This is a genomic window from Bradyrhizobium sp. (genome assembly GCF_047605465.1).
In the GTDB taxonomy this organism is placed as follows: Bacteria; Pseudomonadota; Alphaproteobacteria; order Rhizobiales; family Xanthobacteraceae; genus Bradyrhizobium.
Window position 1 is genome coordinate 1 of sequence record NZ_JASGFS010000041.1, and the last position, 14,379, is coordinate 14,379.

16 protein-coding genes are annotated in these 14,379 nt (G+C 65.7%); 10 read left to right on the forward strand and 6 right to left on the reverse strand.

Features of this window, described 5'->3' with window-relative positions; genetic code table 11:
* A partial coding sequence (locus tag QM712_RS24745) for a flagellar biosynthetic protein FliO (protein WP_415025768.1) occupies window positions 1–552 on the reverse strand: 552 nt, incomplete at its 3' end.
* 355 nt (window positions 553–907) lie between these two features.
* On the opposite strand from QM712_RS24745, the gene flgB reads away from it, so the two are divergent.
* The 9 genes from flgB (at window position 908) to QM712_RS24790 (ending at window position 9,275) form a co-directional block, all read left to right on the forward strand.
* Window positions 908–1,312, forward strand: coding sequence for a flagellar basal body rod protein FlgB (gene flgB / locus QM712_RS24750; protein WP_415025769.1), 405 nt, complete (start codon window positions 908–910; stop codon window positions 1,310–1,312).
* Window positions 1,313–1,331: 19 nt separating this feature from the next.
* Complete coding sequence (gene flgC / locus QM712_RS24755) at window positions 1,332–1,757, forward strand: flagellar basal body rod protein FlgC (protein WP_415025770.1); 426 nt, start codon at window positions 1,332–1,334, stop codon at window positions 1,755–1,757.
* Between the two features lie 22 nt (window positions 1,758–1,779).
* Window positions 1,780–2,088: a flagellar hook-basal body complex protein FliE gene (gene fliE / locus QM712_RS24760; RefSeq protein WP_415025771.1), complete on the forward strand. Its 309-nt coding sequence runs from the start codon at window positions 1,780–1,782 to the stop codon at window positions 2,086–2,088.
* 82 nt (window positions 2,089–2,170) lie between these two features.
* Complete coding sequence (gene fliQ / locus QM712_RS24765; RefSeq protein WP_415025772.1) at window positions 2,171–2,434, forward strand: flagellar biosynthesis protein FliQ; 264 nt, start codon at window positions 2,171–2,173, stop codon at window positions 2,432–2,434.
* Between the two features lie 17 nt (window positions 2,435–2,451).
* Window positions 2,452–3,222 (forward strand): flagellar biosynthetic protein FliR, encoded by a 771-nt coding sequence (fliR, locus tag QM712_RS24770; protein WP_415025773.1) that lies wholly within the window; start codon window positions 2,452–2,454, stop codon window positions 3,220–3,222.
* Between the two features lie 11 nt (window positions 3,223–3,233).
* Window positions 3,234–4,313 carry a flagellar biosynthesis protein FlhB gene (flhB, locus tag QM712_RS24775; protein ID WP_415025774.1) on the forward strand — a complete coding sequence of 360 codons (1,080 nt, stop codon included), beginning with the start codon at window positions 3,234–3,236 and terminating at the stop codon, window positions 4,311–4,313.
* A gap of 154 nt (window positions 4,314–4,467) precedes the next feature.
* The gene (gene cckA / locus QM712_RS24780) at window positions 4,468–7,050 is read left to right on the forward strand and encodes a cell cycle histidine kinase CckA (protein ID WP_415025775.1); all 2,583 of its coding nucleotides are present in this window, start codon (window positions 4,468–4,470) and stop codon (window positions 7,048–7,050) included.
* Between the two features lie 337 nt (window positions 7,051–7,387).
* On the forward strand, window positions 7,388–8,386 hold the full coding sequence (locus QM712_RS24785; RefSeq protein ID WP_415025776.1) for a Tim44 domain-containing protein: 999 nt from the start codon (window positions 7,388–7,390) through the stop codon (window positions 8,384–8,386).
* Between the two features lie 181 nt (window positions 8,387–8,567).
* Window positions 8,568–9,275 carry a glutathione S-transferase gene (locus QM712_RS24790; protein ID WP_415025777.1) on the forward strand — a complete coding sequence of 236 codons (708 nt, stop codon included), beginning with the start codon at window positions 8,568–8,570 and terminating at the stop codon, window positions 9,273–9,275.
* 309 nt (window positions 9,276–9,584) lie between these two features.
* Here QM712_RS24790 and QM712_RS24795 read toward each other — a convergent pair whose 3' ends face one another.
* From QM712_RS24795 to QM712_RS24805, 3 genes are all read right to left on the reverse strand, one after another.
* Window positions 9,585–10,259, reverse strand: a complete 675-nt coding sequence (locus tag QM712_RS24795; RefSeq protein WP_415025778.1) for a methyltransferase family protein — start codon at window positions 10,257–10,259, stop codon at window positions 9,585–9,587.
* A 117-nt stretch (window positions 10,260–10,376) separates the two neighbouring features.
* Entirely contained in the window at window positions 10,377–10,550 is a 174-nt protein-coding gene (locus QM712_RS24800) for a hypothetical protein (RefSeq protein ID WP_415025779.1), read from the reverse strand.
* A gap of 309 nt (window positions 10,551–10,859) precedes the next feature.
* Complete coding sequence (locus QM712_RS24805; RefSeq protein ID WP_415025780.1) at window positions 10,860–11,339, reverse strand: hypothetical protein; 480 nt, start codon at window positions 11,337–11,339, stop codon at window positions 10,860–10,862.
* Between the two features lie 233 nt (window positions 11,340–11,572).
* On the opposite strand from QM712_RS24805, the gene QM712_RS24810 reads away from it, so the two are divergent.
* Window positions 11,573–13,228 carry a fumarate hydratase gene (locus QM712_RS24810; protein WP_415025781.1) on the forward strand — a complete coding sequence of 552 codons (1,656 nt, stop codon included), beginning with the start codon at window positions 11,573–11,575 and terminating at the stop codon, window positions 13,226–13,228.
* A 184-nt stretch (window positions 13,229–13,412) separates the two neighbouring features.
* On the opposite strand, the gene QM712_RS24815 is transcribed toward QM712_RS24810, so the two are convergent.
* On the reverse strand, window positions 13,413–13,709 hold the full coding sequence (locus tag QM712_RS24815) for a hypothetical protein (RefSeq protein WP_415025782.1): 297 nt from the start codon (window positions 13,707–13,709) through the stop codon (window positions 13,413–13,415).
* A gap of 107 nt (window positions 13,710–13,816) precedes the next feature.
* Window positions 13,817–14,371, reverse strand: a complete 555-nt coding sequence (locus QM712_RS24820) for an inner membrane-spanning protein YciB (RefSeq protein WP_415025783.1) — start codon at window positions 14,369–14,371, stop codon at window positions 13,817–13,819.
* Window positions 14,372–14,379: the final 8 nt, after the last annotated feature.

Below are 14,379 nucleotides of genomic sequence, written 5' to 3' on the forward strand. Positions count from 1 at the left end.
CTCGGGCCGCTGTTCGCGCTCGGGACGCGGCGCGATCGGCTCCGGCGTGAAGCCGGCGAGGGCATCATTGCGGCGCTCCGCCAGAGCGGGCGCGGGCCGGCGCACCTCGTCGACGAAAGAGGGGCGTGCGGGGCGGAGCGGAGGCTCCGGCATCTGCGGTTCGGGATGATCGAGCAATTCGGGCCGGGGGGCTTCGTCGGCCCAGCCGCTGGTGTCCGGCATGGGGGCGAGACGCGGCGGCTCGGCCGCGTTGGACCGCTGCGGGAGCTGATCGCGGCCGGACGCGGCACGCACGATGTTCGGCTCGACGACGATGTCGGTCGGCCCGCCGATCATCAGGAGATGCTCGACATTGTCGCGCCGGACCAGCACCAGGCGACGGCGTCCGTCGACCGCGGCGGCGTCGATCACGGCGAGCCGGGGCATCCTGCCGCGCTGGGTGTTGGCGCCGAGCCGGCTGTTGGCGAATCGCCGAACCAGCCATGCGGCGACGCCGATCAACGCCAGAACGACGATGAACGCGACGATGAAGGTTATCGGGCTGCCTTGCATACCTGTCCCCGGTAAATGGCGCTCTTTGCGTCCCACCTGTGGTCAGTTCGGCCGACCACTGGCGTGCGATGCCCCAAAAAACTGCGATTTCTTAACGACCCGCGGCAAGCTTTGCCGCCCCCAACTCTTAATAACCTATGAATCGCCCGATCCAAAATGACTTCTTGATCCGCGCGCGCGCCGCCAAGCGGTTGGGTTAACGCGGCTTTTGAGCGCGTAGAATCACGGGGCGCGGGATCAACTGTGCCGCCGGGAGACAAGCGCCGACGGCTTTCTTAACCACCTGTTAACCATACACACGGCAAATTCTGCCTACTTCGGACCCCCGGTTCGAGAGGCGGAAGGAGCCGCAACGATGTCCATCAACGATCTTCCGGTGCTGTCGGCGCTTCGCACCAAGATGCAATGGCACCAGGAACGTCAGCGCGTCCTGTCCGAAAACGTCTCCAATTCCGATACGCCCAATTTCCGGCCGCGCGATCTGGTCGAGCCGAAGTTCGACAAGACTGGCGCGGTCGCCGGTTCGACGGGCCCCCTGGTCCTCGCCCGCACCAGCTCATCCCACATCGCCCCGTCCGGCGCGGCGTCGGGCTTCGACCAGAACAAGAATGCGGGCTTCGAGACCCGTCCGGCGGGCAACGCGGTCAATCTCGAGGAGGAGATGATGAAGTCCGCCAGCAACCAGATGGATTATGCGGCGGCGACCTCGCTCTATTCGAAGAGCCTGCATCTGCTCAAGACCGCGATCGGCAAGGGCTAGAGGCTGGAGGAGACGCATCATGGCGAATGATTCCAGCGACTTTGCCCGTTCGATGTCGATCGCGACCTCCGGCCTGCGCGCGCAGGCCGGGCGCATGCGGGTGATCTCCGAAAACATCGCGAACGCGGATTCCACGGCGCAGACGGCCGGCGGCGATCCCTACCGCCGCAAGGTGCCGACCTTTTCCTCCGCGCTCGACCGCACCCTCGACGCGCAGGTCGTGACGCTCGGCAAGATCAAGCCGGACCAGTCCAATTTCCGCGTCAAATACGAGCCGAACAATCCGGCGGCGGATGCGAGCGGCAACGTCAAATATCCCAACGTGAATTCGGTGGTCGAAATGACCGACATGCGCGACGCGCAGCGGTCGTACGAGGCCAATCTGAACATCATCAGTGCGACGCGCCGGATGATCCAGCGCACGCTCGACATCCTCAAGACCTGAGCAGGACAAGGACACCTGAGCCATGGCATCACCGTCAATCGCAGCCAACGCCTATGCGAGCCTTGCCCGCGTGCTGGAGAACAGCGGCACGAGCAAGGGCAGCGAGCCGAACGGCCAATCCTTCGCCGCGCTGCTCAAGGACGCCGTCGGCAGCGTCATGGAATCGGGCCGCAAGTCGGACGCACAGACCGTGGCGATGGCGGCCGGCAAGGCCAACGTGATGGACGTCGTCACCGCGGTTGCCGAAACCGATGTCGCGGTATCCACCCTGGTCTCGGTCCGCGACCGCGTGATCCAGTCGTATGAAGACATCATGAAGATGTCGATCTGATCTCGGCGCCGACGAGGGGACAGGTCTTCGTATCGCCTGGAATGGCGGTGGGAAGGCAAGACGTGAAGAGAGGAATTCTGCAATGACCGGACCCGAAACCCTCGACGTCGCGCGGGATGCGATCTGGACCATCGTGATCGTGTCGTCGCCGCTGATGGTGGTCGGCCTCGTGGTCGGCGTGGTCGTGTCGCTGTTCCAGGCGCTGACGCAGATCCAGGAGCAGACACTGATCTACGTGCCGAAGATCCTGGCCATCTTCGCCACGATGCTGCTGGCGCTGCCGTTCATGGCCGACCAGCTCCACGCCCACATGCTGCGGATATCGTCGCGAATCATCGGCGGCTGAGGCACAATGCGCCGGTCATGCGCATCGACGTCTCGCTGCTGCCGGCGCTCGCCGCGGCCTTCATGCTCGCCTTCGCCCGGGTCGGCGCGATGGTGATGCTGCTGCCGGGGCTGGGCGAGACCAACATTCCGACGCGGGTGAAGCTGTCGATCGCGCTGCTGCTCACGCTGATCATCCTGCCCCTGCATCGCAACGCCTACCAGGTCGACATGGGCTCGATCGCCTCCCTGCTGGTGTTGATGCTGCATGAGATCGTGATCGGCATCGTGCTGGGCGCGACCGCGCGGGTGACGCTCGCGGCGCTGCAGGTGGCCGGCGCGGTGATCGCGCAGCAGATGGGACTGGGCTTCGTCACCTCGGTGGATCCGACGCAGGGACAGCAGGGCGTGCTGGTCGGCAATTTCCTGACCATGCTCGGCGTGACGCTTCTGTTCGCCACCGACAGCCATCATCTGGTGATCGCGGCGCTGAACGACAGCTACGCGATCTTCTCGCCCGGCGAGACCGTATCGAGCGGGGACGTCGCCTCGCTGGCGACGCGGGCCTTTGCCGCGGCCTTCCGTCTCGGCCTGCAGCTCTCCGGCCCGTTCCTGGTGTTCGGCCTCGTCTTCAACATCGGCCTCGGGGTGCTGGCACGGCTGATGCCGCAGATGCAGGTCTATTTCGTCGGTGTGCCGCTGTCGATCTTCGCCGGCTTCCTCGTGCTCGGCGTGGTCATCGCGGCGCTGATGGGCACGTTCCTCGACTACTTCATCGGTGTCATGCACCAGATGATGCCGCTGAAGTGACGGGGTGACCGATGGCGGAAGACAAGGATCCGGAAAGTCAAACAGAAGACCCGACACAAAAACGTCTCGACGACGCGCTCGAACGCGGCGACGTCGCCAAGAGCCAGGAGATCAATACCTGGTTCATGATCGCGGGCGGCACGCTCGTGGTCTCGACCTTCTCGGGCTCGGTCGGCAGCGGGCTGCTGGCGCCGATGCGCAACCTGCTCGCCAATTCCTGGATGATCAAGACCGACGGCGGCAACCTGCTCGCGCTGATGCAGCAGATCGAGCTTGCGGTGCTCGCGGCGGTCGGCGTGCCGCTGCTGATGCTGGTCCTCGCCGCCATTGCCGGCAACATGCTGCAGCACCGCCTGGTGTGGTCGGCCGAATCCCTCAAGCCCAAATTCAGCAAGCTGTCGCCCGCGGCCGGCTTCAAGCGGATCTTCGGCAAGCAGGCGGCGGCGAATTTCCTCAAGGGGCTCGGCAAGCTGATCGCGCTCGGCGCGGTCATGACCGCCATCCTGTGGCCGGAACGCCACCGTATGGAGGCGATGGTCAAGCTCGATCCGTCGGCGATGCTGGGCGTCTCCACGAGCCTGACCATCCGCCTGCTCGGTGCGGTCGTGGCGGCGCTCGCGGTCGTCGCCATCGCCGACTATTTCTTCCAGTATCGAAGCTGGTTCCAGCGGCAGAAGATGTCGCTCCAGGAGATTAAGGAAGAGTTCAAGCAGTCCGAAGGCGACCCGCACATCAAGGGCAAGATCAGGCAGTTGCGGCAGCAGCGGGCCAAGAAGCGCATGATGGCCGCGGTTCCCAAGGCCTCCGTGATCATCACCAACCCGACCCACTATTCGGTGGCGCTGTCCTACGAGCGCGGCATGTCGGCGCCGATCTGCGTCGCCAAGGGCGTCGACAATCTCGCCTTCAAGATCAGGGAGATCGCGCGCGAGCACGACATCCCCATCGTCGAGAACGTGCCGCTGGCCCGGGCGCTCTACGCCACCGTGGACATCGACCAGGAAATCCCCATGGAGCACTACCACGCGGTTGCCGAAGTCATCGGCTACGTCATGCGGCTGAAGCGCGGATTTGGCGCCGGGAGGGGATAAAACCCCCGAAAAGTACGGGAAATGGCTGTAAACTGGGAATCAGCGTACGTTTGGCCGTTGCCGCCCTTGCGCCTGCGGGTCCGATTCAGGCAGGGAAGGGCCATTGCGCGCGGTTGCGCGTCCGTTTTCTGCCGACAGGCTGCGCCAGCTTGAGATGACCGCCGAGACCGACCACGACCTGACACGCGAGCCCGTTGCGGGGCAAGAGCCGTCGCCGCGCTCGGGCAGCATCGCGCTGGTGCTGCTGGTGGCCGCCGCTCTCGTGGCCGTGGCGGTGGGGCTGATGACGCTCGGGCGCGCGCAGGCCCAGCCCTATATTCTCGGCATCCTGGCCGTGCTGGCGATGGTCGGACTGTTCAGCCTGTTCGCCTTCGCGGCCGGCATCATCCGCTTCGTCGACCGCACGCTCGACGACCCAGTGATGGGGCGCATCGCCGACCACGCCTTCGACGGGCTCGCGGTGACCGATCCGCGCGGACATGTGGTCTATTCCAACGCCGCCTATCTGACGCTGACCGGGGCGACCGGTCCGCAGGACGTGCGCCCCGTGGAGCGCGTCTTCATCGGCAATCCCGACGTCTCCGAGGCCGTCTTCCGCCTGCTCAAGGCGGCGCGCGAGGGCAAGCGGCAGCAGGAAGAGGTGCGCATCTCCGGCCATGACGGCAGTCATGGCCGCTGGCTACGCATGCGGGTCCGCCCGCTCGGTACCGGCAGGCGGGAGGCGAAATACGCGGTGTGGTCGATCGCCGACATCACCCGCGACCGCGAGCGCCAGGAGGACGTGTTCCAGGAGCTCCAGCACGCGATCGAATATCTCGATCACGCGCCTTGCGGCTTCTTCTCGGTCAATCCGGTCGGGGAGCTCGCTTATGTCAACGCGACGCTGGCGAACTGGCTCGATTACGACCTGGCCGAGATCGGTTCGGGCGGGTTGAAGCTGACCGACATCGTGTCCGGGGACGGTGCCTCGCTGCTCACCTCGATCGTGGCGGTGCCGGGCGAGGTGAAGACCGAGGTCTTCGACATCGACCTGCGCATGCGCACCGGCAAGACCATGCCGGTGCGGCTCTATCACAAGCTCGCCTTCGGGGCCGACGGCGCGCCGGGGCCGTCGCGCACGCTCGTCATCAGCCGGGCTCGCGACGAACGCAGCGATCCCGACCGCGCCGCCGAAGTGCGCTTCATGCGCTTCTTCGACCATACGCCGATGGCGATCGCCACCGTCGACCGCGGCGGCAACGTCGTGCGCGCCAACGCGCGCTATGCCAAGCTCGGGCAGGGCCTCGGGCTCGACAGCGCCAGCAAGTCGATCTTCCGCGCGGTCAATTCGCGCGATCGTCACCTCCTGATCGCGGCGATCAACCAGGCCGCCGAAGGCCAGGCCGACATCGCGCCGGTCGAGGTCGCGCTGGAAGGCGCCAAGGAGCGCTGGGGACAGTTCTTCGTCACGCCGGTCGACGAGGCCGAGCACGATACCGAAGCCGCGATCGTCCACATGCTCGAGACCACCGAGCGGCGCGCGCTGGAAAACCAGATCAACCAGTCGCAGAAGATGGAAACCGTCGGCCAGCTCGCCGGCGGCATCGCCCACGACTTCAACAACGTGCTCTCCGCCATCATGATGGCGAACGATTTCCTGCTGAACGCGCACAAGCCGACCGATCCGTCGTTCCAGGACATCATGCAGATCAAGCAGAACGCCACCCGCGCCGCGACGCTGGTGCGGCAGCTGCTGGCGTTCTCGCGGCGGCAGACGCTGCGGCCGCAGGTGCTCGATCTCGGCGACGCCCTGTCCGATCTCACCATGCTGCTGCGTCGGCTGATCGGCGAGAAGGTCAAGCTCGACCTCATCCATGGCCGCGACCTTTGGCCGGTCAAGGTCGACGTCTCCCAGTTCGAGCAGGTGATCGTCAACCTCGCGGTGAACGCGCGCGATGCCATGCCCGACGGCGGCAAGCTGATCATCCGCACCGCCAACGTCACGACCGACGATGCGGGCAAGCTCGCCTACAAGGGCATGCCGGCGGCGGATTATGTGCGGATCGAGGTCGCCGACACCGGCACCGGCATTCCCGCCGACATTCGCGACAAGATTTTCGAGCCGTTCTTCTCCACCAAGGAGGTCGGCAAGGGCACCGGCCTCGGGCTCTCCACCGTCTACGGCATCGTCAAGCAGACCGGCGGCTTCATCTATGTCGATTCCGAGCCGGGCCAGGGCACCTCGTTCCACATCTTCCTGCCGCGCCACCATGCCGAGCCGGAGGTGCAGGTCGAGCAGCCGGCGGTCGCGAGCGGCGCAACAGCCGTCGCGGCGAAGGATGCCGCACCCGCGGCGGAGGCCAAGCCGCGGACCGATCTCACGGGGCAGGGCACCATCCTGCTGGTCGAGGACGAAGAAGGCCTGCGCGCGCTGAACGCACGCGGCTTGCGCTCGCGCGGCTACACCGTGGTCGAGGCCGAGAACGGCGTCGAGGCGATGGAGGTCCTGGAAGAGCAGAGCGGCGGAATCGATCTCGTCGTCTCCGATGTCGTGATGCCGGAGATGGACGGCCCGACGCTCCTGAAGGCGATGCGCGAGAAGAATCCGGACATCAAGTTCATCTTCGTCTCAGGTTACGCCGAAGACGCTTTCGAGAAGAGCCTGCCGGAAGGCCAGCAGTTCGACTTCCTGCCGAAGCCGTTCACCCTCAGCCAGCTCGTGGCGGCGGTGAAGGAGACGATGGCGAAGGCGGGGTGAACAGCGCGCGCGCTTCGCATTCCCCGTCATTGCGAGCGCAGCGACGCAGTCCAGACTATTCGCCGGGAACGGAAATCCGGATTGCTTCGCAAAGTCTGTCGTCGGGCGGCGCCTTGAGCGAACCGTCGGCTGGCAGTGACGACAAGAAGCCGAATTCCGCAGATCAAAATTGCCGGTAACCGGTAGCCGCAGTTCCCTCGCGCAATCCGTCAAAACCCCGTCAAATCCCCGGCAAATATGGGCTTTTGCCACATCCCCGCGACTGAGGGCCGCAGCCGTCGGTTGCGAAACCGGCTTCACTTTTCGAGAAGGCTGCCCATCTTAGGAGCGCGTCCCCATGCCGGGGATTTGGGATAGACACATGAATTTCTCGCAATCGTGCCGCAGTCTCTTCAAGACGATTGCCGTCGTGCTGGCGCTCGCGCTGCCGACCGCGCTCGCGATCTCGTCCGCCGATGCGCGCGTCGGCGGTGGCATGTCGTCCGGCTCGCGCGGCTCGCGGACCTATTCGGCGCCGCCGTCGACCACGACCGCGCCGGGTTCGACCTCGCAGTTCAACCGCAGCTACACCCAGCCGGGTGCGGGCATGAATTCGGCGGCGACCGCGCCGGCGCGCGGTGGCCTGTTCGGTCGCGGCGGTGGCTTCCTCGGTGGCCTCGCGGCCGGCTTCCTCGGTGCCGGTCTGCTCGGCATGCTGTTCGGTGGCGGCCTGTTCGGCGGTCTCGGCGGCTTGTCGTCGATCATCGGCCTGGTGCTCCAGATCGCGCTGGTCTTCCTCGTGGTGCGGCTCGCGATGTCGTGGTGGCAGCGCCGGCACACGCCGCAGGCCGCTTATGCGGGCGCGAGCACGGGTGGTGGTGGCGTCGGTCCGGGACCGCAGACCAACTTCCGCAGCGGGCTCGGCGGTTTCGGCTTCGGTGCCAACAATGCGCCGCTCGAGATCCAGCCGGCCGACTACGAGGCGTTCGAGCGGCTGCTCGGCGACATCCAGGCTGCGTGGTCGAACGAGGACGTGGCGAAGCTGCACACTTTCGCGACGCCGGAAATGGTCTCCTATTTCGAGAAGGACCTCGCCGACAACCGTGCGCGCAACGTCGTCAACAAGGTCACCAACGTGAAGCTCCTGCAGGGCGATCTGGCGGAAGCCTGGCGCGAGGGCGACACCGATTACGCGACGGTGGCGCTGCGCTTCGCGCTCACCGACAAGACGGTCGACCGCAACACCGGCGCTCTCGTCGCCGGCAGCGAGCAGCCGGGCGAGGCGACCGAGGTCTGGACGTTCGCCCGCCGGCCGGGCGGCGCCTGGGAACTGTCGGCGATCCAGCAGACCAACTGATCGCGAACGAATTGACCAAGAGGGCGTCGTGCTTCGGCACGGCGCCCTTTTGCTTTGAGGGCTTGCTGTTTCCAACGTCATGGCGAGCGCAGTCGTGGCGCCGCCGTTCCATCCCGTCCTGACGGAACCTTGCCTCCCATGCTACATTGGTCCGAAGCTCCCACGCTGACGGACCGCTCCCATGAAATACGAGCTGTATTACTGGCCCGAGATCCAGGGCCGCGGCGAATATGTGCGGTTGGCGCTCGAGGAGGCCGGCGCCGCCTATGTCGACGTCGCGCGCGGCCCGCGCGGCACCAGCGCGATGATGAAGATGATGGACGCGCATGACGGCACCCCATCGTTCGCGCCGCCGTTCCTCAAGGCCGGCAAGCTCGTCATCGGCCAGACCGCCAACATCCTGCTCTATCTCGGCAGCCGCCACGGGCTCGCGCCGAAGACGGAAGCCGGCAAACTCTGGGTGCATCAGCTCCAGCTCACGATCACCGATCTCGTGCTGGAAATCCACGACACCCATCACCCACTCGGCCCCTCGCTCTACTACGAGGACCAGAAAGCGGCGGCGAAGAAGCGCACCGCTGAATTCTGGAGCGAGCGCGTGCCGAAATATCTCGGCTATTTCGAGCAACTGCTGGACGACAATGGCGGCGCCTATGTCACCGGCCGCAGGCTGACCTATGTCGATCTCTCGCTGTTCCAGATCGTCGACGGGCTGCGCTATGCGTTTCCCAAACGCATGAAGGCGTTCGAGGGCGATGTTCCCGGCCTGGTCGATCTGCACGACCGCATCGCCGCGCGGCCGAAGATCAAGGCCTATCTCGCCAGCGAGCGCCGCATCGCCTTCAACGAGCAGGGCATCTTCCGTCGCTACCGCGAACTCGATCTCTAGCCGGTCCGGACGGAGGCTGGCGGCAGCCGCCGTTCCGGACCGGCCGTTTCGGGCGCGATCGATCGCCCGAAGCCGTGATGGCTCCCGGCCGGGCGCTCATGCGCGGCACCGGAGACGTCGTCCGAGTGTGCGGGAGCGGGAGAAGCATCATGCTCGTCTGGGCAGGGCGGCTTGCAGAACATCATCGCGTCTCCCGTCGTGGAGGAGCGGCCTCTCTACCCGGCTTGTGCGGCGGCTGCGTCGGCTGATCGGAGGAGGGATGTGCTTTTCCAGCGAGGCCGCGAGACGACGTCGGCGATCGGCGCGGGCCTACCAGACGCCCGGCAGCAGCCGATAGCGCACTCGTGCCGCATAGTCGGCGTAGCCCGGCAGGCCATCGCGCAGCGTGCGCTCCTCGATGCGGATGCGGACCGTGAGCAGGGCGAGGAGCAGCGGCGCCATCGCCAGTCCCCACCAGGAGCCCAGCAGCAGCGGGATGCCGGCGAAGAACAGGATCATGGCGCTGTACATGGGATGGCGGACGCGGGCGTAAGGTCCGGTCGAGATGACGCGCTGCGCGCGATCGGCCTGCAGCTTCACTACGGGCGCGGCGAACGAGTTCTCGCGAAACACCAGCATCGTGAACAGCGTCGAGACCAGGAATAGCGCAAAGCCGAGCGCCTGCAGCGCGACCGGCACGCCGGAGGCGAGATGGCGCCGGTCCAGTCCCATCGCGATGAGCCAGGCCAGGATCACCACGATGAACGCGCTCATGAAGACCTTGTCGGCAGCAGGCTGGTCTTTCTGAAGGACCGGCCGCAGACGCTCGGCCAGCAACGCCGGATCCATCCGGTAGAGCCACCAGCCGCAGATCGGGCCGAGCAGGATGGAGGTGACCACGAACACCCAGGCCGAGGGCCAGTGCAACGTGCCCGCGGACGCGAACAGCAGCGCGCCCATCGCGAGGGCGAAGATCGTGTTCTGCAACAGCAGCCGTGCGATCATGCGCGGGTTCTCCGGGCAGTCCCGCGCGATGCTGGATGCGCTATCCGGCGAAGTTACGGCCGCACGCGCCAAAGGCCCGATCGACCGGATCGGGCGCTTCACGCGAGGCAGGACCGATCAGGCGAGCTGATCGATCCGCGTGCCCTGTCCCGGCGGCAGCGGCGCCGGCGGCGTCGGCTGATGGGTGGGATCGCTGTCGTTGGTCTTGGCTTGATCGTCCTGCTGCTTGGTCGTGTCGTAGCTCGGCACCACGATCGCGATTGGCGGCGGCGCGACGTTGGAAACGCTCATCCACAAATCCTCACAGATTGAAACAATCGACCCTGACCTCCGAGGAACGAAACTTCCGTCAAGGCAATCGCTAAAATGCGAGGGATCTGGCGCGATGCGAGGGTGCTTTTCGGGGCCCCTCGACGAGGCGCTCGGGACGACGGCTTTCTCCTCGTCATGGCGAGCGCAGCGAAGCAATCGGGGTCCCCACGCGGAGCCCGTCTGTATTGCTTCGCTAAGCTCGCGATGTCGAAGCAGGTGATACGCCACGCCACGCCGCGCCGCGATGCGTGCGCTACGTGTCCGGAGCACGAGAGAAGAGGGGCCGGTCTATTCGTCCTTCTGCCGCGTGATCGCGATCGCGGCGTCGGTCTTGGTGCGGGTGCATTCCATGTTGAGGCGCTTGAAGCGCATCGACACCTTGTCGCCGCGCAAGAGGCCCATGCGCTTCAGGCAGCGCGTGGCGCCTTTCGCGGTGTCGTCCTTCGGCACCGTGAAGATGATCGCGGCCGCGGACGCGACGAGATCGTAGAACTGCGGCGCCGGCTTGCGGTCGCCCTTGGCGTAGAGCTCGTTGGAATAGGTCTGTCCCTGCGCGCGGCAGCCGAGCGACAGCTCCTTCGCCGCCGGGTGCGTGAGGTAGATGATGTTGGCGGCCTTGAAGTTGACCTTCAGCTTGTCGATCCCGCTCGCGAGCTGTTTTGCGATGTCGTCGCACTGATCCGCGCGTGCGGGCGAGGCGAGGGTGACAAGGCCGGTGATTGCGGCGGCGACCAGGATCGCGCCGCGGAGGTCTGGTTTGAAAATCATGATGAAAAGCCCCTCAGAACACCCATTCAATCGTCGGCGCGCGCCAAGTGCAAGAGGACAGCCCCGCCATACCGGGCACAGTCTCCGCCTCCGGCCACCGGAAAATGGCCGCCCGGGCGCCCGAATCGGGATGCCCCGACCGCGCCAGAGCGCCTTCCCTTTGTGGCAAAAATGCTTAGAACGCTTCTATGCTAGGGGCCCGCGCGAGGGCTCCAGAACCCGAGATCACCCCCATGAACGCTCCCACCGCCTTCCCCGACCAGTCCAAGCCTGTTCCCCCCTACAAGCACACCCCGCTGTTCCCGCTGGGCAAGGACGAGACCCCCTACAAGAAGATCACGTCGGAGGGCGTCCGGGTCGAGAAGGTCCTCGGCAAAGACATGCTGGTGGTGTCGCGCGAGGCACTGCGGGCGCTGTCGGAGGCTGCCTTTGGCGACATAAACCACTATCTGCGTCCGGGCCACCTGAAGCAGCTCCGCGCCATCCTGGAGGACGGCGAGGCGAGCCCGAACGACAAGTTCGTCGCGCTGGACTTCCTGAAGAACGCCAACATCGCGGCCGGCGGCGTGCTGCCGATGTGCCAGGACACCGGCACCGCGATCATCATGGGCAAGAAGGGCTGCAACGTCATCACCGATGGTGACGACGAGGCGGCGCTGTCGGAAGGCGCGCGCGATGCCTATTTGCGCCGCAATTTGCGCTACTCGCAGGTCGCGCCACTGTCGATGTACGAGGAGAAGAACACTGCCAACAACATGCCGGCGCAGTGCGAGATCTACGCCGAGGGCGACGACGCCTACAAGTTCATGTTCATGGCGAAGGGCGGCGGCTCCGCCAACAAGAGCTTCCTGTTCCAGGCGACGCCCTCGGTGCTGACCAAGGACCGGCTGCTAGCCTTCCTGAAGGAAAAGATCCTCACGCTCGGCACCGCGGCGTGCCCGCCCTATCACCTCGCGATCGTGATCGGCGGCACCTCGGCCGAGCTCTGCATGAAGACCGTCAAGCTCGCCTCCGCCCGCTATCTCGATGCGCTGCCGACCCAAGGCTCGCCCGACGGCAACGCCTTCCGCGACGTCGAGATGGAGAAGGAAATCCACAAGATGACGCAGTCGCTCGGTGTCGGCGCGCAGTTCGGCGGCAAGTATTTCTGCCACGACGTGCGCGTGATCCGCATGCCGCGTCACGGCGCCTCGCTCCCGATCGGGCTCGGCGTGTCCTGCTCGGCCGACCGCCAGGTGCTCGGCAAGATCACCAGGGACGGCGTTTATCTCGAGGAGCTCGAGCACAATCCGGCGCAGTATCTGCCGCAGGTCGAGCAGTCGCTCGGCGGCGAGGTCGTCAAGATCGACCTCAACCAGCCGATGAAGGACATCCTAGCGACGTTCGCGAAATATCCGATCAAGACCCGGGTCTCGATGACCGGCACGATGATCGTCGCGCGCGACTCCGCGCATGCCAAGCTGCGCGAGCGACTGGAGAAGGGCGAGCCGCTGCCGGACTATTTCAAGAACCACCCGGTCTACTACGCCGGCCCCGCCAAGACGCCCGAGGGCTACGCCTCCGGCGCATTCGGTCCGACCACGGCGGGCCGCATGGATTCCTTCGTCGACCAGTTCCAGGCGGCCGGAGGCTCGATGGTGATGGTGGCGAAGGGCAATCGCGCGCCGGCCGTGCGCGAGGCCTGCAAGAAATATGGCGGCTTCTATCTCGGCTCGATCGGCGGCGCGGCGGCGAACCTCGCCGAGCACTGCATCAAGAAGGTCGAGGTGCTCGAATATCCCGAGCTCGGCATGGAGGCGATCTGGCGCATCGAGGTCGTCGACTTCCCCGCCTTCATCATCATCGACGACAAGGGCAACGACTTCTTCAAGGAGTTGAACCTGGGCTAGGTCTTCGCCCCGCGCTTGCGCGGGCGCGATCATGCGAGCGCCGCCAGAAGAACGTCATGCCCGGGCTTGTCCCGGGCATTTGCGTGATTGGCACGGCGGGAAACGCATGTGGCCGGGACGAGCCCGGCCACGACGACGCGGCAGCTTCACCGCGCCCTAAATCATCGTGCCACAAGCGCGGCGTTTACGCCCGCACGCCCGTGAAGGGGAAGCTGCCCATCGGGCCGATGCCCATCTCGCCGCTCATGCTGTCGCCCGACACCTTTCCGATGAACTCGAGCGTCAGCGGCATCGGGTTGGTGATCGAGACCTTCCAGTTGACGGCGTCGCCGCTGATGGTGCCGTCGAAGATCTCGGCGGAATTCCCCTCGGCGCCCTGCGTTCCCGTCAGCGTGCCGCCGGAGCTCAGCAGGGTCAGTGTTGCCTGGCGTTCGCCCATGGGCGTCGTCATGGTCAGATTCCAGTTACCGTCCACGGCCATTCGCGTCTCCCGAACAAAACCTGGCGGGCCACGACGATCCGCAGCCAGTCCTGGGTCGAGCGTATAGCGCAACTTGCAGCGGCTGCCTAACGGGCCGATCAGGGCATTTAGGCGCGGGCGGCGGCGCGCAGGCGGCTGGTGATGATGACACGGAAGATCAGGTATTGCAGGGCGAAGGCCGCGATCTTGGCGCCGACCGCGACGACGGAAACGTAGAAGGCCCACAATTTGAGGTCGCCGGTCATGGCGACCGCGATGGTGCCGGCGCCGAGCGCGAACATCAGGGCGGCCCAGGCGTAGCCGGCAACCGTGACGTATTCCGGAATGATCTCGGTGACGCGCGGCGGCATGTAGCGCAGCATCCAGCCGCGCTTGAGCATGATCGCGCCGATCGCGAAATGCGCGATCGAGGGCTTGGCCAGCACGAAGCGCGGATCCTGCGTGAGGATCGTCGCCGTGCCCAGCACGATGACGAGCGCGAGCGAGGCATACGTCATGTAGCCGAGCGACATGCCCTTGACGCGGGCGTAGACCACTTGTGCGATCGCTCCCGCAATCGCCACGGAGGTCGCCAGGATCACATTGTCGGTGGCGACATAGACGACCAGGAAGACGATGGTCGACAGGAAATCAGAGGCGAGGCGAGCAAATACGTTTTTCATCGTCTGTC